The sequence below is a fragment of the Pandoraea sp. XY-2 genome (genome assembly GCF_004193915.1).
GTDB classification, from domain to species: Bacteria; Pseudomonadota; Gammaproteobacteria; order Burkholderiales; family Burkholderiaceae; genus Pandoraea; species Pandoraea cepalis.
Map to the genome: position 1 here is coordinate 3,146,707 of NZ_CP030849.1, position 22,619 is coordinate 3,169,325.

The 22,619-nt window shown below is 64.2% G+C and carries 16 protein-coding genes and 3 pseudogenes; 4 read left to right on the plus strand and 15 right to left on the minus strand.

The window, feature by feature from the left end; all coding sequences use genetic code 11:
- Positions 1 to 51: 51 nt before the first annotated feature.
- The gene (locus DRB87_RS14250; protein ID WP_240755993.1) at positions 52 to 1,554 is read right to left on the minus strand and encodes a M81 family metallopeptidase; all 1,503 of its coding nucleotides are present in this window, start codon (positions 1,552 to 1,554) and stop codon (positions 52 to 54) included.
- A gap of 60 nt (positions 1,555 to 1,614) precedes the next feature.
- A pseudogene (locus DRB87_RS14255) lies at positions 1,615 to 2,882 on the minus strand (MFS transporter).
- A 137-nt stretch (positions 2,883 to 3,019) separates the two neighbouring features.
- Between DRB87_RS14255 and DRB87_RS14260 the strand changes: the two are divergent.
- Positions 3,020 to 3,937, plus strand: coding sequence for a LysR family transcriptional regulator (locus tag DRB87_RS14260; RefSeq protein ID WP_130026367.1), 918 nt, complete (start codon positions 3,020 to 3,022; stop codon positions 3,935 to 3,937).
- Between the two features lie 95 nt (positions 3,938 to 4,032).
- Here the strand turns inward: DRB87_RS14260 and DRB87_RS14265 are convergent, their stop codons facing one another.
- From DRB87_RS14265 to DRB87_RS14310, 10 genes are all read right to left on the minus strand, one after another.
- Complete coding sequence (locus DRB87_RS14265; protein ID WP_130026368.1) at positions 4,033 to 4,842, minus strand: CoA ester lyase; 810 nt, start codon at positions 4,840 to 4,842, stop codon at positions 4,033 to 4,035.
- 46 nt (positions 4,843 to 4,888) lie between these two features.
- Positions 4,889 to 5,638: a GntR family transcriptional regulator gene (locus tag DRB87_RS14270; protein ID WP_130026369.1), complete on the minus strand. Its 750-nt coding sequence runs from the start codon at positions 5,636 to 5,638 to the stop codon at positions 4,889 to 4,891.
- Between the two features lie 36 nt (positions 5,639 to 5,674).
- On the minus strand, positions 5,675 to 6,865 hold the full coding sequence (locus DRB87_RS14275; RefSeq protein WP_130026370.1) for a CaiB/BaiF CoA-transferase family protein: 1,191 nt from the start codon (positions 6,863 to 6,865) through the stop codon (positions 5,675 to 5,677).
- The gene (locus DRB87_RS14280; protein ID WP_130026371.1) at positions 6,862 to 8,034 is read right to left on the minus strand and encodes an acyl-CoA dehydrogenase family protein; all 1,173 of its coding nucleotides are present in this window, start codon (positions 8,032 to 8,034) and stop codon (positions 6,862 to 6,864) included. Before DRB87_RS14280 ends, DRB87_RS14275 begins: the two co-directional genes overlap by 4 nt.
- A 29-nt stretch (positions 8,035 to 8,063) precedes the next feature.
- The gene (locus DRB87_RS14285; protein ID WP_130026372.1) at positions 8,064 to 9,497 is read right to left on the minus strand and encodes an MmgE/PrpD family protein; all 1,434 of its coding nucleotides are present in this window, start codon (positions 9,495 to 9,497) and stop codon (positions 8,064 to 8,066) included.
- A gap of 36 nt (positions 9,498 to 9,533) precedes the next feature.
- Complete coding sequence (locus DRB87_RS14290; RefSeq protein WP_130026373.1) at positions 9,534 to 10,931, minus strand: MFS transporter; 1,398 nt, start codon at positions 10,929 to 10,931, stop codon at positions 9,534 to 9,536.
- A 105-nt stretch (positions 10,932 to 11,036) separates the two neighbouring features.
- Positions 11,037 to 12,560 (minus strand): amidase, encoded by a 1,524-nt coding sequence (locus tag DRB87_RS14295; protein WP_130026374.1) that lies wholly within the window; start codon positions 12,558 to 12,560, stop codon positions 11,037 to 11,039.
- The gene (locus tag DRB87_RS14300) at positions 12,541 to 12,864 is read right to left on the minus strand and encodes a hypothetical protein (protein WP_130026375.1); all 324 of its coding nucleotides are present in this window, start codon (positions 12,862 to 12,864) and stop codon (positions 12,541 to 12,543) included. Before DRB87_RS14300 ends, DRB87_RS14295 begins: the two co-directional genes overlap by 20 nt.
- A 112-nt stretch (positions 12,865 to 12,976) precedes the next feature.
- Entirely contained in the window at positions 12,977 to 13,486 is a 510-nt protein-coding gene (locus DRB87_RS14305) for a MaoC family dehydratase (RefSeq protein ID WP_130026376.1), read from the minus strand.
- 185 nt (positions 13,487 to 13,671) lie between these two features.
- Positions 13,672 to 14,565 carry a LysR family transcriptional regulator gene (locus tag DRB87_RS14310; RefSeq protein ID WP_130026377.1) on the minus strand — a complete coding sequence of 298 codons (894 nt, stop codon included), beginning with the start codon at positions 14,563 to 14,565 and terminating at the stop codon, positions 13,672 to 13,674.
- Positions 14,566 to 14,707: 142 nt separating this feature from the next.
- Between DRB87_RS14310 and DRB87_RS14315 the strand changes: the two genes are divergently transcribed.
- From DRB87_RS14315 to DRB87_RS14325, 3 genes and pseudogenes are all read left to right on the plus strand, one after another.
- A complete protein-coding gene (locus DRB87_RS14315; RefSeq protein ID WP_130026378.1) occupies positions 14,708 to 16,462 on the plus strand; it encodes an acyl-CoA dehydrogenase family protein in 1,755 nt (584 codons plus the stop codon).
- Positions 16,459 to 17,648: pseudogene (locus DRB87_RS14320) on the plus strand (CaiB/BaiF CoA transferase family protein). Before DRB87_RS14315 ends, DRB87_RS14320 begins: the two are co-directional and overlap by 4 nt.
- A 93-nt stretch (positions 17,649 to 17,741) precedes the next feature.
- Positions 17,742 to 19,058: an MFS transporter gene (locus tag DRB87_RS14325; RefSeq protein WP_130026379.1), complete on the plus strand. Its 1,317-nt coding sequence runs from the start codon at positions 17,742 to 17,744 to the stop codon at positions 19,056 to 19,058.
- A gap of 65 nt (positions 19,059 to 19,123) precedes the next feature.
- On the opposite strand, the gene DRB87_RS14330 is transcribed toward DRB87_RS14325, so the two are convergent.
- The 3 genes and pseudogenes from DRB87_RS14330 to DRB87_RS14340 form a co-directional block, all read right to left on the minus strand.
- Positions 19,124 to 20,362, minus strand: a complete 1,239-nt coding sequence (locus tag DRB87_RS14330) for a phenylacetate--CoA ligase family protein (protein ID WP_130026380.1) — start codon at positions 20,360 to 20,362, stop codon at positions 19,124 to 19,126.
- A 60-nt stretch (positions 20,363 to 20,422) separates the two neighbouring features.
- A pseudogene (locus DRB87_RS14335) lies at positions 20,423 to 21,233 on the minus strand (ABC transporter ATP-binding protein).
- 80 nt (positions 21,234 to 21,313) lie between these two features.
- The gene (locus DRB87_RS14340) at positions 21,314 to 22,606 is read right to left on the minus strand and encodes an ABC transporter substrate-binding protein (protein WP_240756317.1); all 1,293 of its coding nucleotides are present in this window, start codon (positions 22,604 to 22,606) and stop codon (positions 21,314 to 21,316) included.
- Positions 22,607 to 22,619 lie beyond the last annotated feature (13 nt).

Genomic DNA, 22,619 nt, shown 5'->3' on the forward strand with positions numbered 1-22,619 from the left:
GCATGGCGCCGTCCGCCCAGCCGTCCTGGTATTCGATGTGCAGCACCGACGCTACCCGCGAAAAGGCTCACCGCCGGGCCGGGTGCGCATGCCGGGTGCGAGACGCGTCCAGGGCAAATCGGCGGGATCGGCGGTCATGGGGCCTGGCGCCTTCGCCACCAACACCGCCTCGGCGATTGGCTCGAAGTCCGCGCGAAAATGAACCGAGCTCTTGTTCACGAGGATGCGCATCTCCTCCGGCTGGATTCCCGCCACGCGATACAGATTGCGGTCCAGCATCTGCGCCTTGCTGGAACTGATTGCAATCAACACATCGTCGATGCGCAAGCACGCGACCTGGCCAAGTTCCGCTTGCATGCCGTTCATCATGGGGCCGTCATAGCGGCACCGCCCCTCGGAGAGGAACGTGACTTCGAACTTGCCGACGAACGGTTGGTCGCCAGGCACGCCCGACTGCCCGCCCAACGACGTCTCGATCTGCACGCCTATGCCCGCGCGATGCGCTAACGCCGCAGCCTCCGGATCGTATATCAGGCCGATAGCAGCACGCTTCGCCCCATGACGAACAAGGGCTCGCAGCATCTCCATCGTGTTGGCATCGCCACCGGCCCCGGGATTGTCCTGCGTATCGGCAATGACGACCGGACGACTCGCCCCTTCGGATAATCGCATCGCTTCTTGCACTGCGGCATCGGGGGACAGGAACGTGACGCGCCACGCAGACTCCTCGTCGATCATGCGCCGGTAAAGCGCATCGACGGCCGCTTGCGTGGCGTCGGCCGCATGTCCGTACGCCCAAATCACCGGACCGCATTCAGGAAAATCCGCTGCCGGAAACCCAGGTGCGAACGATGCCGATACGACATCGCCCACTTCCGCCTCGCCGACGCGATGGTACATCCCGCGCGATGGTTCGAGCAGCGTACACATGCCATTGATCGGAATGAGAAAGGGCAATCGCCGCGACGCGCGATGCAGCCCTTCCCCCGATATCAACCGCGCAAGCAGATCGGCGGCACGCGCCCCCGTCTCGGCCATATCCACGTGCGGATACGTGCGATACGCGACGAGTGCATTCGCGCTGCCCAACATTCGTTCGGTGACGTTCGCGTGCAGGTCGAGCGACGCGACAATGGGCACGCTCGGGCCGACGACCTCGCGTACGCGCGCAAGCAGCTCGCCTTCCCCATCGTCGACATGTTCGGCAACCATCGCCCCATGCAGGTCGAGATACACCGCATCGAACCGCTGCGTGCGCGCCGCCTCCACGATCTCGCCCGCGATCCGCTCGAATGCGTCGCGCGTCACGTGCGCCGACGGACTCGCGCCTGCCCAGATGACCGGCGAGAGCACATATCCGGCAGCCTCCGCCGCTCGAATGAAGCCGCCGGCGGGAATGTTGACGTCGCGCAGCGCGAGTACGTCGCTGCCGCGCGACATCGACGGAAAACCTTCGCCACGCTCGAAGTTCTCGTAAGCGGCTTTCGACGGCGCAAAGGTATTGGTTTCGTGTTGGAAACCGGCGATCAAAATGGTCGGAGGAGTACGGGACAAAATCAGACCTCTGGTGAGATTGTGGGGGGGCGGGATCGGGCGTCACAGGCATCGCAGACGTCAAGCGGTGCGTGCCGGACGCATCGCGATCAATACGATTGCGCCGATGGCCAGCAGCGCGACCATCACGTACAGCCCGGCGTGCAGACTGCCGGTCGCACCCTGCGCCCAGCCGATGATCGTCGGACTCAGGAAACCGCCCATCAGCCCGATGGTGTTAATGAGCGCAATGCCGCCCGATGCGGCGTCGCCCTTGAGGTACTCGGACGGCATTGCCCAGAACACGGTATAGGCGACCCACATCATGGCGGTCGCAATCGTCATGCAGGTCAGCGAGAGCGCGAGATCGCTGCTGAAGAGCGTGGCGAGCGCCAGCGTCGCCGAACCGATGAGTGCGGGCACTGCGCTGTGATAGCGGCGCTCGCCGCGCCGGTCGGAACTGCGGCCGACGAGCAGCATCGCGACGGCCGCCGCGACGTAAGGTATCGCCGAGTAAAAGCCAATCTGCAGGGTGTCTCGCACGCCGGCCGCCTTGATGATCGACGGCAGCCAGAAGCTCACTGCGTAGATTCCGCAGATAAAGCAGAAGTATGGCAACGCGAGCCAATAGACCCGCGGATCCTTCGCGACCTCCGCGAACGAATGATGTGAGCCGCCCCGGGCATCGAGTTCCGACGCGAGCAGGCGCTTCTCGTCGGCGCTCAGCCAACGTGCGTCGGCAGGCCGGTCGTCGAGCACAAACAGCGCGAGCACGCCGAACACCACGCACGGCAATCCCTCGATCAAGAACATCCACTGCCAGCCGTCAAGGCCGTGCGCGCCGGAGAACGCCGTCATGATCCACGTCGACAGGGGCCACCCAACATGCCCCCAATCGGACCGGCCAGCATGACGATCGCCATGACCTGCGCCATGCGCGCGCGACCGTACCAATAGGTCAGGTAGAAGATCATGCCGGGTGCGAATCCCGCCTCGAAGACGCCGAGCAGGAACCTCATCGTGTAGAACATCGGCTCCGAACGCACGAACACCATCGCCGCCGACGTCACCCCCCACAACACCATGATCCGGCTAATGGTTTTGCGCGCGCCAACCTTCGGCAAGAGGAGATTGCTGGGAACTTCGAACAACACATAGCCGAGGAAGAAAATACCCGCGCCGAGACCGTACACGGCGTCGGAGAAGCCCAGATCGCTTTGCATCTGAAGCTTCGCGAAGCCAATATTCACCCGGTCGAGGTACGCGAACGTGTAGCAAAGCAGCAGAAACGGAAGCAGCCGCCAGTTCAGCTTGCGATAAAGCGCCGCGTGCCGTTCAGTGAGAGGCATGGAAGGAATAGCGGACAAGAGCGTTCTCCGGTGTACGTAGGATGAATTCATCATTAACAGCCAAAAACCGAAGAGCAAGAGCAACCTAAGTCGGTTATCGTTGCTCATTTGGCAACACTTAACCGAGGACGGACACGGTGCGTGAACTGAATCAACGGCGTTTGCGGTATTTTCACGAAGTGCTTACGCACGGCTCGATCCGCGCGGCAGCCGACAGCCTCAATACGGCGGCGTCGGTGATCACTCGGCAAATCCGGCTGCTCGAGGACGAGATTGGCGCCCCGCTTTTCGAGCGGCGTGCGCGGGGTGTCCGGCCGACCGAAGCGGCCATGCACCTCCTCGAATATTGGCGGGGGTGCCAGTCTCAACAGGAGCAGTTCGAAGATCGGCTTGAGGCGCTGCGCGGGTTGAAGCGGGGCAATGTCCGGCTCGCGATCAGCGAGGGTTACATCGACGGCCTGATGGAAGAGGTGCTCAACGACTTCTGCATGCAGTTCCCCGGACTCGACGTGATCGTCGATATCCTGCCGGTCAACAACGTGCTGGAGGAGGTGGCGCAGAGCCGTGCGCACATCGGTCTGGCCTATAACCCGCCCGCCCACCCGGAGATTGAATTCCGCGCAACGTCGTCACAGCCGATCGTGCTGCTCGTCAATACCCGGCATCCGCTCGCACTGCGAGGCGGAACCGTCACCATCGACGAAATGCTGCAATTTCCGTTGGCGTTGATGCCACCCGCATTCGGGCTTGGTCAGGTTGTCGAGATGCTGGCTTACACGGAAAACGTCGACATCCGCCGAATGCTGACCACAAACTCGCTTCAGGTACTACGCCACTTCGTCACTCGCGGAGAAGGCGCGACGCTGATCGGCGCCTTCTCCGTATACCGAGAAATCGATGCCGGCGAACTCGTTGCACTGCCCATTGCACATCCCCTCTTCGAAGCAGCGAAGGCTCGGGTGCTGGTGAAGTCTCGTCGTCCGCTTTCCCCGGCGGCAGAAACGTTGCTGACGTGGATTCTGAAGCGCATGACGATGTTTTCGGAGAGCCATTGAACTTGAGAGCAAGTGGCGCCGTTGGCGCGACCCCGTGCTCAATGGAACGAAAGTCCGGCGAATACTCGGAGCACCGAGTCTCCCCCGGAGTGCCCCTAAACAAGCTGTCCCACGATCGCCTTGGCCCGCTCCACGACTGGCCGATCAACGAGTTTGCCGTCCACGGCGATCGCGCCTGCGCCTCCCGTGGCGACCGCATCGAGCACCCGCATCGCCCACTCGGCTTCCTGTTGCGTCGGCAGGAAGCCGTCGCGCACGATCCCGACTTGCCTCGGGTGAATACAAAGCTTTGCCCCGAAACCAAACGCGCGCGAATGGCGCACGTCGGCACGCAACGCATCGTCGTCGCCGATCGCGACGGTCACCCCGTCGATGGGCGCCGGCAACCGCGCATAGCGTGACTCGATCACGAACTGCGTGCGAATCGCATCGAGCGCGGCACCGTCGTCGCCAATGCCGGCGTCCGCGCAGAAGTCGACCGTACCGAATGCCAGGCGCGTCACCCCCGGCGCCCCCGCGATTTCGCGCAAATTCACCACCGCATCCACCGTCTCGATCAGCGCATAAAGCGTCTGCGACTCGCGCAAGCAGGCGCGCAACGCCTGCATCTCGTCGGCCCGCTCCGCCTTTGGCAACATGATCCCCGCGACGCCCGGCATTTCCGTCAATCGCAGATCGTCGGCATGCCAGGGCGTATTTACGCCGTTGATGCGCACCAACACGCGCGAGTCTTCGCCGTGCTGCGCCAGCCATTGAAAAAGCGCGTCGCGCGCCGTCTGTTTGTTATCGGGAGAAACGGCGTCCTCGAGATCGAGGATCACGCGTGCCGCGTCGGTGGCGAGCGCCTTGTCGAAGCGATCCGGACGGTCGCCGGGAACGAACAAATACGTGGATACAGCGTTCATGGGTGCCCCTTTGCGCGGGCGCCCTTCCCGACGCTTTGACGGGGTGTCAGGAGGCGGCGCGCCAGTCGCGTTGAAATGTTTCCGAATAACTGAAGCGGTCGGCCGGGTGAATGCTGATCGCCGCCTCGACGATTTCCTCGCGGCGATTCAGATACCGCCGGCAAATCCACAAGGCCGCCGACTTCGGCTTCACGTTGAGCCAGCGCGCCTGCGCCGGCGTGATAAGCGTGGCCCGAATCTCCTGCTGCACCGCCGCGATCTTCTCACCGAACTGCTCTTCGATCAGCGTGTAGATCGGCACGTGCGAACTGTCCGCGATCCCCTCCAGCGAACGAAACGCCGGATGGATATAGATGTCGCTGACACAAATGGGGTCCGGCTCGCCGCCACTGCGCCGCAGCGCCGACAGATGCAGCCACGACTCACCATTACCGGCGCGCAGCACCGGCGCCAGTGTCTCGTCGACTTCGACCAGATCGCGCGCCAGGATCTCCAGCTCGGTGTCGGCCGTGTATTGCTGCAAGTCGCCCAGTTGCCGCATCACCTGCTGGTAGCCGCTGACCGCCTCGCGCGCCAACACGCGCGTGCCGACACCGGGCTGGCGATCCACCAGCCCCATCTGCACCAGGCGCTTGACCGCCTCGCGCACCGTGAAGCGGCTGGCACCGAACTGCTCGCACAGATCGAATTCGGTCGGCAGGAAGTCACCGACCGCGTACCGGCCGTCGCGGATCTCATGGATCAGCGTCTGCGCGAGCTGAAGATAGCGTGGCTGCTGGTTAAGCAATGGGGTCATGCGCGTGATCGGCGTTGCCGGTGAGGAGTAATGGTGTCATTGCACCACAGCTTGTTCGCGCAGCCAAGCGATCGCGTCGTCGCCGAACCCGGCTTCACGCAGCACCTCGTCCGTATGCTCGCCCATTCGCGGCGCCGCGCGTGCCGGCAGCGGCGTGTCGATGCGCACCGGCGACGCCACGCCCTTGATCGGGCCATGCTCCGGGTGCTCGAAGTCCATCACACGCGCCTGCTCGGCCACGAATGGATTGTCGAGCGCCTGCGCAACATCATGCACCGGCGCCGCCGGCACCTTGCCCGCGAAGCGCTGCATCCACGTCGCCGTGTCCTCGGCCATCAACACGTCGTCGAGTTCGCGGCGCACACGGTTGCGATGCTTCAGGCGCGCCGCATAGTTGCAAAGCTCGGGGTCGGTGATCCATTCCGGCTTGCCGATCTCCTGCGCCAGCACGCCCCAGAACTTCTCCTTGTTGCACATCAGGAAGATCCAGCCGTCGCGCGTGCGGTACAACTCGCTGGGCGTGAGCGACGGATGGCTCGAACGCGGTTCGCGCCGCGTCATGTGTCCGCCGTTCAGGTACCACGTGGCCACATAGGCCAGGTTATGCAGCGCCACGTCGAACAGACTGACATCGAGGTCGCGCCCCGTGCCCGTCTTGCGCGCTTCGAGCACCCCGGCGAGCAACGCCATCGAGGCGGTCGTGCCGGTCATCAAGTCGATGATCGACAGGCCGAAGCGCGCGGGCGGACCGTCCGGCTCGCCGGTGAGCGACAGATAGCCGGCCTCGGCCTGCATCAGGTAGTCGTAGCCGGGCCACGCCTTGCGCGAACCGGTGCGGCCGTAAGCCGACAAGTGCACGCATACCAGCGCGGGGTTCGCGCGCGCCAGCGACGCATAGTCGAGGCCGAGCTTGACGGGGAGGTCGCCGCGCAGATTGTCGAACACGGCGTCCGCGGACTCGACCAGCTTGAGCAGGATCTCCCGGCCTTCCGCGCTCTTGAGGTCGAGCGCCATGCTGCGCTTGTTGCGATTGAACGCTTCGTAGAAGTGGCTGTCGCCCTCGCCGAAGAAGTGCGGGCCGACCGCGCGGCCGACGTCGCCGCCGTCCTTCGCGTTCTCGATCTTGATGATGTCGGCGCCGAGATCGGCCAGATGCTGCGTGGCGAACGGACCGGCACCGTATTGCTCGACTGCGATCACCCGCAGTCCGGACAGTGGCAGGCTCATACCGGATTCCTCTCGATCAATTGCTTTGCGATGATGATGCGTTGCAGCTCGTTGGTCCCCTCGCCGATCACGAGCAGCGGCGCATCGCGATACAGACGCTCGATGTCGAATTCCTTCGAATAACCGTAGGCGCCGTGGATGCGCATCGCCTCGGTGCTGTTCTCGACGCCGGCCTCGGTGGCGAAGTACTTCGCCATGCCCGCTTCCATGTCGCAGCGCTCGCCGCGGTCATACGCCTGCGCCGCCGCATCGACGAGCAACCGCGAGGCATGCACGCGTGTCGCCATCTCGCCGAGCTTGAGCTGAATCGCCTGATGCTCGCAGATCGGCTTGCCGAAGGTCCTGCGTTGCTGACTGTAGGCCACCGACGCGTCGAGTGCCGCCACCGCGATGCCCAGACCGCGTGCCGCGACGTTGATGCGACCCAGCTCCAGCCCGCTCAGGATCTGCTTCAGGCCGCGCCCCTCCTCTCCGCCGATCAGGCGGTCGACCGACACGCGGTAGTTATCGAAGTTGAGTTCGCAAGTATCGATGCCCTTGTAACCGAGCTTTTCCAGCTTGCGGCTCACTTCGAAGCCCGGCCCCTTCTCCGCTATGAGCAGGCTCATGCCGCGATGGCGCGGCTGTGCCGTCGTATCGGTCTTGACCAGCAGCACCAGGCAATTGCCGTACAAGCTGTTGGTAATCCAGGTCTTCGCGCCATTGACCACGTAATGATCGCCGTCGCGCGTGGCGGTCGTGCGGATCGCCTGCAGATCGGTGCCACAATCCGGCTCGGTCAGGCCGATGCCGCCGCGCAACTCGCCGGTCGCGAAGCGCGGCAGGAAGGCTGCCTTCTGGTCCGGTGTACCGTTGCGCTGCACCGTCATCGCCATGATCAGATGCGAATTGACGATGCCGCTGAGCGACATCCACACCGCCGACATGCGCTCGATCATGCGCGCGTAGGTGCGGGTCGAGAGTCCCAATCCGCCGTACTCGGGCGCGATCAGGCAGCCGAACAGCCCCATCTCCTTCATTTGCTCGACGATCTCGGCGGGATACTCGTCGGCTTTCTCCAGGGCATGCACATAGGGCTTGACCTCCACCTTGAGGAAGCGGTCGAGCATGTCGAGGATCAGGGTATCGTCCTCGCCTTGCCCTGCGGTGTTGTTTTCCACTTGCGTCATCTCACTATCTCCAGACATTCAATCGCGGCCTAGACCGCCTCGCCGAGCACGGCGTGCAGGGCGCCCGCCGGCAGGCGGTCGAGAGCGAGCACGGTCTCGCGCACCTTGTCAACGCGTGCCTGCGGCAGTACACGCGCGGCATTGGCGACGTATTTCTCCACGATTTCCTCATTGCTGAGCGGACGATCCGCGCTACCGCGATTGATCGCCTCGCGATGCGCGAGCGTGCTGCCGTCGCGCAGTTCCAGCACGACTTCCCCCGTATAGTGGCGCGGGAAGGTGCTGGCCGGGTCGATCTCGTACTCGACCTTCGCGGCCAGCGCGAGTACCGCGTCGTTGCGCAGCGCCGCCGGTTCGAGTTCGTCGAGCGTGAAGTGGCCTTTGATCAAGGCACTCGATACCACATAAGGTACGCTGAACTGCGCGTCGTAGCTGTTGGCCGGACGGCGCTTGTTGGCCACCGGCTCGCACACCGTTTTGACGACCGCCTCGGGCACCTTCACGCGAATGCGCTCGACCTGATCGCCCAGTTCGTTGATCTTTGCGCCTCGTTGCTGCCATACCTTGTGCAACGCCGTGCCAGCGTCGGCGAATGCGTGCGTGAAATGGCAGGCCGGCACCGGCTTGATCGCGACTTCCTCGATCTGCCATTGCTCGCCAAGGCCTTCCGTCGCGAGCGCCAGATCGGCATTGCCGCGCTGTTCGCCGAGGTAGCTCGAAAACAGGCCGAAGCGCCCTTCATACGGTGCGGATGCGCCGATGTAGCCGTGCGCGGCCATGGTCGCCGCGGTGAACGCCGACTGCGCTGCCCAGCCCGGATGCAAGCGTTTGGTCCAAGCGCCGTCTTGCAGGAATTCGAGGCTGCCGCTGGCCATCGACAGCGCAATGCCCTGCGCCATTGCAGTCTGTTGCGCGTTCAAGCCCAGCAGGCGTGAGGCCGCCAGCGTGCAGCCGAAGATCCCCACGACTCCGGTCGGATGGAATCCCACCTGATGGAATCCCCCCTTCGCCACCGAGCCGATGCGCGTTGCCGCTTCCATGCCGGCGATGTAGGCCGCCAGCGTCTGCGCGCCATCGACACCGCGCAGTTCCGACACGCCGAACACGCACGGCAGCACGCTCGCGGTGGCATGGATCACGCCGCGCGAATGCGTGTCGTCGAAGTCGAGGCCGTGCACGAGCACGCCGTTCATGACCATCGCGTCGCGTGTGTTGAGGCGATGGCCACGGCCGATCACCGTCGCGCCCGGTTTGTCTCCGGCGCTCAGGGCCGTGAGACCTTCGAGCGCAACCCGGGTGAAGTCGGCCGGCTGCGACGCGTAGGCCAGGCCGATCGCGTCGAGCAGCAAATGCTTGGCGCGTTCGCGCACAACCATCGGCACCGCGTCGAGCGAAAGGCCCAGAGCGAACGAGGCCAGCGTCGCCGAGATCCCCTTGGGCGTGTGGTTCACTTCTGAAGTCATGCTGTCTCCTTCCTGTCCGAATACAAGGTGTTGGGGCTAGTGCTCTACATGCATGGCGCGGGTTGTCGCGGTGCCACCGAGACCGACGTCGTTGGCCACGCTGATATCTTCGAGCGACTGTTGATTGGTTTCCACGCGCAGCACCAGCAGCGCGACGATCAGCAGGCCCAGCACGCCGCTCACCATCGCCAATACACCGGAGATGCCGAAGTGCTGGAACAGGGCGACAGCCAGATACGGCGTGCTCATCGACGCCGCACGGCCACACACACCGGCAAAGCCTGTGCCACGCAACCGGAACGCCGTCGGGAACAACTCGGGGATATAGCCATACAGACCGAGCGTAACGACCGTATAGATCGATGTGACCAGGCAGAAGCCGACCACCGAGATCGACACCGCATCACGCATTTGCGGATACAGGAAGCCGAGCACGATCGTGGCCGCCGAGAACAGAACGAGGCCGCGCTGACGTCCAAGGCGATCGCCCAGCAGGTAACCGACCAACGCACCGCCCGGGGCGCCAAAGGCCATCAGCGTGGTAAATCCGAGCGACTGCACCACCGTCAGTCCCTGCTTGACGAAGAAGGTCGGCAGCCAGGCCACGAAGCCATACACGGCCACATTGATCGCGATACAGGTGAGCGCGGCGGTGAGCGTGCGGCCGATCACGGGCTTGGAGAACAGCACCGACAGGGGCACATTGCGCGCCATCACCGGCTGCGCGGGCGGCACCGGCGGCAGCGCGCCGAACTGACGCTTCACCTGGCCCTCGATCTCGGCGAGCGTGGCTTCCGCTTCCTGGGTGCGACCCACCGATTCGAGCCAGCGCGGCGATTCCGGCATGCGCTTGCGCATGATCCAGATGGCGAGTGCCCCCGCGCCTGCGATGGCGAACATCCAGCGCCAGCCGAGGTTCGGGATCACGATGTACCCGACACTCGTGGCGATCAGCAGACCCGAGTTGATGATGAGCCCCATCAACGAGATCCAGCGTCCTCGGTAGGCCGGCGGCACGAACTCGCACAGCGTGCCGGCGGCCACGACAAGCTCCGCACCGAGGCCCAGGCCCATGACGAAACGCAGCACGATCAGCGTGGCCATGTTCGGGGCGAAGCACGCGAACAGCGACGCGATGCCGAATACGGCGAGGTTGATCTGGTAGGAATAGCGTCGACCGAAGCGATCGCCGACATAGCCGGCCAGCGCAGAGCCGATCAGCATGCCGAAGAAGGTGGCCGAGATGAAGGCCGCGTTGAGCTGCAGCGTCGAGAAGCCACTCTTGACCAGCGCCGCGAGCACGCCGGCTGCGAGGTAGACATCGAAGGCGTCGAGTAGCGCGCCACCACTGATGAGTCCGAGAATCTTCCAGTGAAACCTCGCCAGGGGAAGCCGGTCGAGCCGGGCCCCAGCGTTGACGGAGGTTGCGTTCATACGGTTGTCTCCTGAACGTTGGCGGCATCCGTTCGTCTGAAGCGAACGTGATGCGAGCAAAAATTGACCTGCGGAGAACGATGGCGTCATCGTTCTCGGCTTGCGTTACCTCTTCCTGTCCATCGCTGACTGCGACGCTAACGATCTCGTCGTATCAAGACACGCCGGCCTTGCTGCTCGGTCGAGCGGCCCGATACGGTCCACCGACGGCAGGTGCCAGTCTGTATGTTGCTGTAACTGATGTGCGAGACGCAGCAACACATCTTCGCGCCAGGCGCGACCGATCAGCTGCACCCCGGTCGGCAATCCGTTCTGCGTGCGTCCGGCCGGCACGGCAACCGCCGGCAGGCCCAAGTAGTTGATGCCACGTGTCCAGTAGGAGAAGTCGCCGAAGCGCCGTTCGATCTCGTCGGCATCGCCGTCGAGCGTCTCGGCGATGGTCGGCACCGCATACGGCAACGTGGGCAGCAGCAGCGCCTGCGCCCCTGCCAGATAGCGCTCGACGAACGACTGCGTGTAGCCGGTTCGCAGGCGCAGCGCGTCGACGTAGCGTGTGGCCGGATACAGCAGGCCGCGCTCCAGCCGGCGCAACACCTGCTCGCCGTACGCGTCGCGGCGCTCACGCAGCCACGGACCGTGAATCGACGCGGCCTCGGCGCCGAGCATCAGCGTGGCAAGCGCGCCGGCTTCGCGCAGATCGGGCAGCGGGACTTTGCGAACGGTCGCGCCGCAGGCTTCGAGCGCTTGCGTCACCCGTGCAACGGCAGCACGGATTTCGTCGGAGATCAGGGCCGTGGCGTCGAATTCGGGCACCGCGACAACATCGTGCTCGCCCAACGGCCGTGCCAACTCGCTATTGAAATCGCGGGCTTGGCTGACCAGGCAATGGGGATCGTTGGTGTCCGCCCCCCAGACGGTTTCGAGCACCGCCGCCGCGTCGGCCGCGGTACGCGCCAGCACGCCGACACAATCGAGGCTCGGCGACAGCGGCATCACGCCGTACGTGGAGACCGCGTGCTGGGTCGGCTTGATGCCGGTGACGCCATTGACGGCGGCGGGAATACGGACGGAGCCCCCGGTATCGGAACCGAGGGCGGCGAACGCAAGACCCCGCGCGACGGCCACGCCGCTGCCGCTGGACGACCCGCCACTGACGTGCTCCGGCGACCAGGCGTTGCGGCCATGCCCGAGGTGCGCGTTGAAGCCTGTCGGGCTCATGGCGAACTCCGCCATGTGCAGGGCACCAAGATCCACGGCGCCTGCGGCATCGAGGCGCGCGAGCACCGTGGCCGTCTGTGACGGCCGATGCCCGGCGAGGATGCGGCTACCACATTCGGTCAGTTCGCCGGCGCGGAAAAACATGTCCTTGTGTGCGAGGGTCGCGCCCAACACGCGGCTGTTGGGCAGCGTGACATCGTCGCGGATCGCGTGGTCGACGGCACGTGCCTGTTCGAGCGCGGCATCGCCGCGCAGACGCACGAAGCCGCCCGCAAGGCCGGCGGCCCCCGCTGCGTCGAGCGCGACGGCCGTGCGTTCGACGCACGTGGCGCCGAACATGTCGCGCCCCGGAACTGCGTCCGTTGCCGAGCCTTTTGCCGAGTCGTTTGTCTCAGCGTGCAGGGTTCGCATCGCTTATCTCCTGCTGGCGCAGCGTAACGTTGAAGGCATCGGGCGTGAGCCAGTCGAGCGCGCGCGCAGCCACGGCGGCGGCCTCGGTGATGCCGTGTGCGGCGTTGGCGAGCGCGACTGCATGCACCGGGCTCAGCGGTGCCGAGCCGAACTGATCGACCCAGCGCGCGGCGCTGGCGGCGTCGACATGCCGGGATCCCTCGGCGGGGGGGACGGAATAGCTTGCGGTCGGGCTGACGTCTCGGGGATGACCGAGCGAGTCGGGTATCGCTGCTGCACCGCCTTGCCGGATGTTGCCTTGCATCCTTGCCTCCATCGCCGTGCCATCACGGCGAGCCGTACCGCGGGTGCAGAGCGTCTCGGCGCAGCCCGCGTGATGTCGATTGGAACGTACCGTGTGAGCCGCGCTGCCCGGCTCAGTCGCCGACGCCGTGGCCGCGTTTCGGAATCAGTGCACTGCGCACGAATTCCATGACCTGCACGCCGTTCTGGTTAAAGGCGCGGGTGTGCACGGTGACAATGCCTTGCGTGGGACGCGAGCGCGATTCGCGCTTCTCCAGGACCTGCGATTCGGCGTAAAGCGTATCGCCGCAGAACACCGGGGCGGTGAGCTTGATCTCTTTCCAGCCGAGATTGGCGATGGCCTTGCCGCTCACGTCGTTGACGGTCATGCCGAGGACGATGGCGACCGTCAGTCCGCTATTGACGAGCAGTTGACCGAATTCGCTCTTGGCCGCGTGGGCGGCATCGCAATGCATCGGATGGAAGTTCATCGTCAGCAGCGAGAAGTGAATGTTGTCGGCCTCGGTGATGGTGCGCCCGGGGCGGTGCTCATAGATATCGCCAACCTCGAACTCCTCGAGATAGCGCCCGTAGCTCGCACGAATGCGGCGCGTGGTCTCCGTCTGGGGTTGCAGTGCGTCCATGTCTCCCTCCTCCTGAATTCGATCACTTCGCTGGGTACGCCGACTTTGTTCGGTGTTTATTACTTTGTACGGACAAAGTATTGGCGAAAGAAAAGCCGAAGTCAAGATGATGGGAAACCCTTAGAGGTGGGGGCCTATAACCGATCCAACGGGTTGGCCGTCGCCTATCCGTTGGGGGTGCAGATTCAGCGCGCCCTTGCTCGATCGTCCGTCGTGAGCGCGGCGAGAAAGCGTTCGGTCAGATCCAGTTGGCTTCCGGACCGCGTCAACCGCAGAATTTGCGAGGAGAACGTGTTTCGTGCGAGCGGAATGAAGACGGCCCGCTGAGACCGGGTGCGCGCCAAGGCTTCCGGCACCAGCGCGACCCCCATCTGAAATTCGACCATCGTCACGACCGTTTGCCATAGCCGTGCTTCGTGTCGGATCTGGGGACTGAACCCCGCCTCGACACATGTGGCAATGATCTGGTCGTGGTAATGCGGAGACACCGTGCGCGGGAACAGGATGAACGGCTCGTCCGAGAGTTGACGCAAGTCGATGCGCCGCCGCTTCGCCAGCTTATGATCGACGGGCAGGCAACAAAGCAACGCCTCCGACATCCACACCTGCGTCTCGACTTCAGCCGGAAAGTGCCCCCAGTGGGCAAAGCCCAGGTCGATCTGCAACTGCTGCAACGCTCGCACCTGCTCCGCCGTGTTCATCTCCTTGAGCACAATCTCCACCGACGAATGCGCCGATTCGAACTGTTGCACGGCTTCGGGTAGCCCCCGGTAGAGCATCGAGTTGACGAACCCAATGCGCAGGCGTCCCGCGAGCCCGTGCGCGGACTGCAGCGTGACCTTGGCCACGTCCTCCGCCTGCTCCAACAGCCGCCGGGCTTCGCCCAGGAGCACTTGCCCCGCATTGGTCAGCGCCACCGATTTGTTGCTCCGCTCAAGCAGCTTGACCCCGAGTTGTTCCTCAAAGCGGCGAATGTCGAAGCTCAGTGCGGGTTGCGAAATGAAGAGCCGACGCGCCGCCCGGCCGAAATGCAATTCCTCCGCGACGGCGACGAAGTATCTGAGTTGCCTCAGTTCCATGAAAGCGCTCCCCCGGATAACGATAAATAGATCTTATCGTACGTGCCATCAATTGTATTGGACGATTATCGGACCGAAACGTACGCTGGTCTCCAAGAAGGTACGGTGCCGAGGCGCCGCACGATAATCCAGGAGACAGTGAATGCTCGAACTTCGGCAAACGCCCGAGACGTCTAACATCCCCGATAGCCGCGGCATCAATTTCTTCCTTAGCGACCCATCGTTCGGCGCGCTGCTCAAGAGCTACCTGGGCGAGACGGTGTTCCATGGGGTCCACGACAGACTCGTCGCACTGGGACAACGCGCGTCCGACGAACTCGACGCATGGGCGACGACCGCCGACCACCATCCGCCCATGCTTCGCCCGCGCACGCGCCGCGGCGAGGCGATCCAGTACATCGAGAAACACCCGGATTACGTCTCGCTCGAACGCGTGGCATACAGCGAACTCGGCCTCGCCTCGATGAGTCATCGCAGCGACGCGCCGCCACCGCTCGTCAAGTACGCGCTCACGTTCCTGTTCGTCCAGGCCGAATTCGGCCTCTGCTGCCCGGTCAGCATGACCGATTCGCTCACGCGCACGCTGCGCAAGTTCGGGTCGAAGGCGCTCGTGGACCGCTATCTGCCGAGGCTCGTGTCGCAGGACTTCGACACGCTCTTCCAGGGCGCGATGTTCATGACTGAGCAGGCGGCAGGCTCCGATACCGGACGCACTGTGACGCGCGCGACGCGCGGCGTCGATGCCGACGGCAACGAGGTCTGGAAGCTGACCGGCGACAAGTGGTTCTGCTCGAACGCCGATGCCGATTTGGCCATGGTCCTCGCCCGTCCGGACGACGCGCCCGAAGGCATGAAGGGACTGGCGCTGTTCCTGCTCCCGAAGGTGCTTGAAGACGGCACGCGCAACCGTTATGAGATCGTTCGGCTGAAAGACAAACTCGGCAGCCGCTCGATGGCAAGCGGCGAAATCGTGCTCGACGGCGCCGAGGCCTATCTCATCGGCGAAGTGGGCCGTGGCTTCCAGCAGATGGCGGACATGATCAACATGTCGCGGCTGTCCAATGGCGTACGTGCGGCCGGCCTGATGCGCCGCGCCCTCACCGAAGCGCTTCATGTGGCGAGACATCGTTCGGCCTTCGGTCGAAAGCTCATCGAGATGCCGCTGATGCAGCGCCAGTTGATGAAGATCATGTTGCCGGCGGAACAGGCGCGATCGATGTTCATGCAAATCGCGACGCTCCTTCCCCGCGCCGACCGCGGCGAAGCGCTGGCGGCCAAATGCGTGCGTATCCTCACGCCGCTCGTGAAGCTGCGCGCGTGCCGAGACGCTCGCAAGGCAACGGGCGATGCGATGGAAGTGCGGGGTGGCGTGGGATATATCGAGGAGTGGGCCGACCCGCGACTCGTGCGCGATGCGCATCTGGGCTCCATCTGGGAGGGTACGAGCAACATCGTTGCGCTGGACGTGGCACGGGCAACACGACGCGAAGGCGCGCTGGCATCGCTCGGCCAGTACGTTCATACGCTGCTCGACGATGCGGCATTGCCGCCGGCCACGGTCGCGTTGCTGCGCGGCGTATTCGAGCGCGCCAGCGCCGCGCTCGACAGCGTGGCGGAGTGCGGTCGCGACGAAAACGTGCGCGAGGTGGCAAGCGCCGTGTACAACGCGACCACGGCAGTGTTCATGGCGACGGAAGCGGCGCGCCTCGCCCCCGACTTTCGCCGGCTTGCCCTTGCCCTCCTCATCGTCGAACACAAGCTGCTGCCGCGCGACCCGCTCGCGCCGAAGGATGTCCGTGACGATGCGCCGTTGCTTCGTCAGTTGGTCGATGAGACGCCGGTCTCCCTCGACGCCGCGATGTCGCTCATGCCCACGCATGAAGGCGGTGCGCGATGAGCGCCGCTCGTGTGACTGGCGCCCTTCAGGGACTTCGCGTCATCGACCTGAGCCGGGTGCTGGGCGGCCCGTACTGCACGCAGGCGCTCGCTGACCACGGCGCCCAAGTGATCAAGCTCGAACCCCCGGGCGGCGACGAAACGCGCGGCTGGGGCCCGCCCTTCGTCGGCGAGACGGCCTCGTACTTCGTGGGCGTCAACCGGAATAAACAAGGGATTTGCGTCGACCTGTCCCGCGAGGAAGGTCGCGAAGTGCTGTGGCAGCTACTCGACGGCGCCGACGTGCTCGTGGAGAACTTCAAACCCGGCACGCTCGAGCGTTGGGGGATGGAATACGCCAGGCTCGCCGAGCGCTATCCGCGCTTGATTCACTGCGCGATCTCGGGCTTCGGGCCGGACGGCACCTTCGGCGGCCTGCCCGGCTACGACGCGGCCATTCAGGCGATGGCGGGTTGATGAGCGTGAATGGCGAAAGTGAAGGACCCGCGCTGCGCGTCGGTCTTCCGGTGGTGGACATGGTCACCGGGCTCAATGCGCTGTCGGGCATTCTGCTGGCGCTCGCGGAACGCGAAAAGAGCGGTCGGGGTCAGTCGCTCGATATCGCGCTGTACGACTGTGCCGTCTCGTTGTTGCATCCGCACTTGCCCAACTACTTCGGCAACGGCCGCACGCCGCAACGCAGCGGCAATGCGCATCCGAACATCACGCCGTACGACAGCTACCGAACCGCGACCGAGCCCATCTTTCTCGCTGTCGGCAACGACCGGCAATTCGCGAAGCTGGTGTCGCATCTGAACGCGCCCGAACTCGCCGAAGACGCGCGTTTCGCGGACAACCGCAGTCGTTGCGAACATCGCCGCGAGCTGAAGGAGATCCTGGAAACGCTTCTGCAAGCCCATGCATGCGAGCCGCTCGCGGCCGAGCTGATTCGTGGCGGCGTGCCGTGCGGGCCCGTGCAAACCGTCGACGCCGTCGCCCGGCACCCGCATACGCGCCACCGCCAACTGATCGTCGAAATCGGCGCGTACCGCGGCACCGGCACTCCGATCAAGCTCTCGCGAACGCCAGCGACGTATCGCACGCCCCCGCCCTCCCTCGGCGGCGATACCCGCGCCGTGCTTGACGCACTCGGTGTGGACGCAACAACGCAGCAGCGGTTGTTCGACGCCGGGGTGCTCAAAGGCTGAACGCGCTTACCGATCATCCGAAACACGCAGTCGAAGCCCCCATTCGAAACAAGCCGGCGATCGAGACCGGCCATCCTCACCTGGAGACATTCCATGCAGAACCACGCTCAGGGCAGCCCGGCGCGTCAGCCGGGCCGTGCCGCCTTCGCCGCTTTCGTCGGCACCACCATCGAATGGTATGACTTCTATATCTATGCGATGGCGTCGGCGCTCATTTTCAACAAGCTTTTCTTCCCGCAAGGCGATCCGTTCTACGCCACGCTGGCATCGTTCGGCACGTTTGCGGTCGGGTTCTTCGCGCGTCCGTTCGGGGGCTTGATCTTCGGTCACATCGGCGACCGGATCGGCCGAAAGAAAGCCTTGGTCGCCACGCTGGCGATCATGGGGATCGGCACCGTCGGCATCGGCTTCCTGCCGACTTATGCGAGCGTCGGGGTACTGGCGCCCACGCTCCTCGTCGTGCTGCGCATCGCCCAGGGCATTGCGATCGGCGGCGAATGGGGCGGCGCGGTGCTGATGGCGGGCGAGCATGCGCCGCAACGCAAGCGCACCTTCCTTGCGTCATTCGCTCAGCTCGGCAGCCCGGCCGGATTGATTCTCGCGCTGCTCGCCTTCAAGACGGTGGGACATCTTCCGCGCGAAACGCTAATGGGCTGGGGCTGGCGCTTGCCCTTCCTGGCCAGCGCGGTGCTGCTCGTCATTGGTGTATTCATCCGCGCGAGCGTATCGGAGTCCCCGGAGTTCACGGCAGCGATCGAACGCGAGAAGCCTGCGCGCCTTCCGATCGTCGACGTGCTGCGCAACGCATGGGGCACCGTACTGCTTTGCCTCGGCGCGAACGTGATCGGCGTGGCCGGCGCATGGTTCCTCAACACGTTCATGCTCAGCTTCACCACCCAGACGCTTGGGCTGAGCCGCGAGATGATTCTGGACTGCCTGTTCGTGGTGGCGTTCGTTCACTTCTTCAACCAGCTCTTTTCCGGGTGGATCGCGCAGCGTGTCGGGCCGGTCAAGTTTCTCGCGTGGGCCGCCGGGCTCGCGATGCTCTCGCCGTACCCCATGTTCGCCCTGGTGTCGACGGGGCGGCCCGTGGCCATCGTCATCGGCATCGGGATTGCGGTGGTGTGCATGTCGGGGTCGTATGCCGTGATGGCTGGGCTCATGACCGAAGCGTTTGACGTACGCTATCGCTACTCCGCCATTTCGCTGTCGTACCAGTGCTGCGCGGCGATCGCCGGCGGTCTGACGCCATTGATCGGCACCGTGCTGGCCCACGCGTGGCCGGGACAGTGGTGGCCGCTGGCACTGTTCTATAGCGCCCTCGCCGCCGTGTCGCTGGTTTGCCTGATCGGGCTGCAATGGAAGAAGTCCATCTATCGCGCACCGGCGTCGATGGCGGTGCCGGAATAAGCCCTCGGCAGATTCGGGCGGCAACGTCGGTCGGTGTGACGATCGGCGTTGCCGCGGCACGACACTCAATCGTAAGCTCTCGCATCTTCGACCCACGTCCCATCGGCCGGCAGTGTTCCGGCGGCGACGAAATCGACGTCCCCGCGCAGTCGCGTCACGTCGCGCAACGTTTGCTGCACCCGTGCGGCCAAGCCTTCCGGCGGCGCAGTGTTCGTCTCGCAAATCAGGCGCATCCGATCCTCGCCGACACGCCCCTCTACCCTTAGCCTCAGGCGCACCAATTCCGGATAGCGCTTGGCAATCTCGCCAATCTGCCCCGGATGAACGAACATACCGCGCACCTTCACCGTCTGGTCGGCGCGTCCGAGCCAGCCCTTGAGCCGCATATTGGTGCGCCCGCAAGGGCTGATCCCCGCCTCCACGGCGGACAAATCCCCCGTCGCAAACCGAATCAGCGGATAGTCCGGATTGAAATTCGTGACAACCACTTCGCCAATTTCGCCCTCGGGCACCGGCTTCGTGCCGCCCGGCTCCACCAGCTCGACGAGCACGTTTTCGTCAACGATCAAGCCCGCCTGCGCGTCGCTCTCGAACGCAATCAATCCTAAATCCGCCGTGCCATACGACTGCCGTGCCGTCACGCCACGCGCACGGAACCACTCGCGCAACGAAGGCGGCAGCGACTCGCCGGACACGGTAGCGCGTCGAATACTGCCGACATCCGCACCGACCGATTCGCTCTTCTCCATCAGGATCTTCAGGAATGACGGCGTGCCTGCATAGGCGACCGGTCGCAAATGACGAATCGCCTCGAGCTGCAATTCGGTCTGCCCGACGCCCGCGGGAAATACGCAGCAGCCCAACCGCGCCGCACCGGTCTCGATCATCATCCCGGCCGGCGTGAAGTGATACGAGTAAGTGTTGTAGACCAGATCACCGGCGCGCAGTCCCGCCGCAAACATCGCGCGCGCAAACCGCCACCAGTCGCTGCCGCGCCCGTCCGGCTCATAGATCGGCCCGGGCGATTGATAGACGTGCGCCAGGGCGCCGACAGGCGTGGCATTCAAGCCCCCCAGCGGCGGATGGCGCACCTGGAACGCCGTCAGGTCGGACTTGCGCGTCACCGGCAGACCCGCCAGTGCATCGCGCGAAACGATCTCGCGCGCGTCCACCGCCCCGAGCGCCTGCGCAAAGTACGCCGTGTGCGCCCGAGCGTGTCCGACCTGCGTCGGCAACGCCGCTAACAGCGCCTTTTCGCGAACCTCCGGCGCGCGGGTTTCCAGCTTGTCGAAGTAATCGTTCATAGTGACGGAAATACGTTGAGGATTAACGATCGGTGCACAGTCGTCCACACGGGCAAGCGCTCACGCAATCCAGCGCTTGCGTCGTCGATAGCTCTTGACGTTGCGGAAGCTCCCCGCACTGTTGTCCCCGTCCTTGGCGATGCCAAGATAGAACTCCTTGACGTCCTCGTTATCGCGCAGCGATGCCGCGTCACCGTCCATCACCACGCGCCCGTTCTCAAGGATGTAGCCGTAGTCCGCATAGCGCAGCGCCACCATCGTGTTCTGCTCTGCCAGCAGAAAACTGACGTTCTCCCGCTGATTCAAATCACGCACGATCGCAAAGATCTCTTCGACGATCTGCGGTGCAAGCCCCATCGACGGCTCATCGAGCAGCACCATCGACGGCTGCGCCATCATCGCGCGCCCGATCGCGCACATCTGTTGCTCGCCCCCGAGGTGTAGCCCGCCTGTGATTTGCGTCGCGTCTTCAAGCGCGGAAAATAGGCGTAGATGCGCTCCAGCGCATGTTGTTGCGCGCTACGTGACGCGTGACGCACATAGCCTCCCGTCAGCAGATTTTCTTCAATGGTCAGGTGCGCGAAGCAATGGCGTCCCTCCATCACCTGGATCACGCCCCGTGTGACGAGGCCGTTCGGCGTAAGCTTCTCGACGCGCTCGCCGCGATAGTCGATCGTGCCTTTCGTCACTTCGCCGCGCTCGGCCTGCAGCAGATTCGAAATCGCCTTGAGCGTCGTACTCTTGCCAGCCCCATTGGCCCGAGCAATGCAACGATCTTGCCCTCGGGCACCGTCAGCGACACGCCCTTGAGCACGAGAATGACGTGGTCGTAGATGACTTCGATATTGTTGACGCTCAAACTCGCTTCCATGCGTGACTCCAGAATCGATGCGACTGTGGGTCGTCGACCGTCGTCCGCACTGCACTTCGCCATGCGGACGACGGCGTCGATCACATCTTGTAGCAGGCGGGTGTCATCCCCTTTTCTTTCGCATACTGCTTGGCCGACGCTTCGAACAGCGGGTGAATCAGACGCCGATTGCCTTCGATCCAGTCGGATACCATCACCCACTTGGCCCCATCCCATTGCTGGATGCGCACCTTGCCTGAGCCCTCGTGATCCTCACAGCTCGTCTTGATGTCGGGCAGCAGTCCCGTGGCGCCCAGGGTCTTCAGGCGGGCCGCGTCGATATTCAGATTCTCGAGCGCCCAACGCACCTGCTCCGGCGTCATGACCCGGCCCTTGCCGAACTTGTTCTGGGCGGTATTGAGCGCCTCGACCGTGGCGACCGCCGCAGACACGCCGCGGTTGTAGAGCACGGAGCCAACCTTCGACGAATCTTGCAGATTGCCCTTGCCTGCGCCATAGACCACCTTCTCGATGTCCGCGATCAGCGGCACCTGCTTGCCCGCCACGTTCCAGGTAGCGCTCATGTACCCCTTGGCCGCCGGGCCCGCCGGAATCGTGTCTTCCTCGGAGCCGGCCCACCAGCTGCCGACGATCCTGTCGCGCGGATAACCGACCTTTTGCGCCGCCTTGAGCGCGGTCTGGTTCATCACGCCCCAGCCCCAGAACACGACGTAGTCGGGGTTTTCCTGCCGGATTCGCAACCATTGCGCGCCCTGCTCGTTCCCCGGATGCGCCACCGGAATCTCGACCAGGTTGAATTTGTGGATCTTCGATTCGGCCTGCAAGGCGACAATCGGCTCCTTGCCATACGCCGAGTCGTGATACAGGTAGACGATCTTCTTCCCGTTCAACGAGCCATGGTTCTTGTCGGCCAGGAACTTGATAATGGCCGACGCTTGCATCTGGTACGTCGTGACCAGCGGGAACGCCCACGGGAATACCGAACCATCCACCGCATCGGTACGGCCGTAACCCATCATCACGAGCGGCACCTTGTCCGTCGCTGTCTTGTCGATCAGCGCGTACGAAATGCCCGTCGCCATCACGTGGTACGCCGTGCCCTTGGTGACCAGGTTCTTTCCCTTGAGACGCTCGTAGCACTCCACGCCCTTGGCGTTGTTGTACTCGGTCTCGCACTCCTCCCATGTCAACTTCACGCCGTTGACACCGCCATGCTTGAGATTCACGTATTGCAGATAGTCGATAAAGCCGCCATAGAAGGACTGTCCGTTCGCCCCGTACGGGCCGACCCGGTAGTCGGCAAGTGCGATGAACTGATCGTTCGACTGCGCAAACGACGCGCCGGTGATCCCCATGCCAAGCACGAGCGCCATGCCTAACGATGCC

Coding starts and splice junctions, on each gene's coding strand:
- DRB87_RS14270 (WP_130026369.1), bottom strand. CDS start 5,638: ATGACCCCATTGCTTAACCAGCAGCCACGCTATCTTCAGCTCGCGCAG.
- DRB87_RS14315 (WP_130026378.1), top strand. CDS start 14,708: ATGCTCGAACTTCGGCAAACGCCCGAGACGTCTAACATCCCCGATAGC.
- DRB87_RS14330 (WP_130026380.1), bottom strand. CDS start 20,362: ATGAACGATTACTTCGACAAGCTGGAAACCCGCGCGCCGGAGGTTCGC.
- DRB87_RS14280 (WP_130026371.1), bottom strand. CDS start 8,034: ATGACGCAAGTGGAAAACAACACCGCAGGGCAAGGCGAGGACGATACC.
- DRB87_RS14310 (WP_130026377.1), bottom strand. CDS start 14,565: ATGGAACTGAGGCAACTCAGATACTTCGTCGCCGTCGCGGAGGAATTG.
- DRB87_RS14295 (WP_130026374.1), bottom strand. CDS start 12,560: ATGCGAACCCTGCACGCTGAGACAAACGACTCGGCAAAAGGCTCGGCA.
- DRB87_RS14325 (WP_130026379.1), top strand. CDS start 17,742: ATGCAGAACCACGCTCAGGGCAGCCCGGCGCGTCAGCCGGGCCGTGCC.
- DRB87_RS14285 (WP_130026372.1), bottom strand. CDS start 9,497: ATGACTTCAGAAGTGAACCACACGCCCAAGGGGATCTCGGCGACGCTG.
- DRB87_RS14275 (WP_130026370.1), bottom strand. CDS start 6,865: ATGAGCCTGCCACTGTCCGGACTGCGGGTGATCGCAGTCGAGCAATAC.
- DRB87_RS14265 (WP_130026368.1), bottom strand. CDS start 4,842: ATGAACGCTGTATCCACGTATTTGTTCGTTCCCGGCGACCGTCCGGAT.
- DRB87_RS14340 (WP_240756317.1), bottom strand. CDS start 22,606: ATGGCGCTCGTGCTTGGCATGGGGATCACCGGCGCGTCGTTTGCGCAG.
- DRB87_RS14305 (WP_130026376.1), bottom strand. CDS start 13,486: ATGGACGCACTGCAACCCCAGACGGAGACCACGCGCCGCATTCGTGCG.
- DRB87_RS14290 (WP_130026373.1), bottom strand. CDS start 10,931: ATGAACGCAACCTCCGTCAACGCTGGGGCCCGGCTCGACCGGCTTCCC.
- DRB87_RS14300 (WP_130026375.1), bottom strand. CDS start 12,864: ATGCAAGGCAACATCCGGCAAGGCGGTGCAGCAGCGATACCCGACTCG.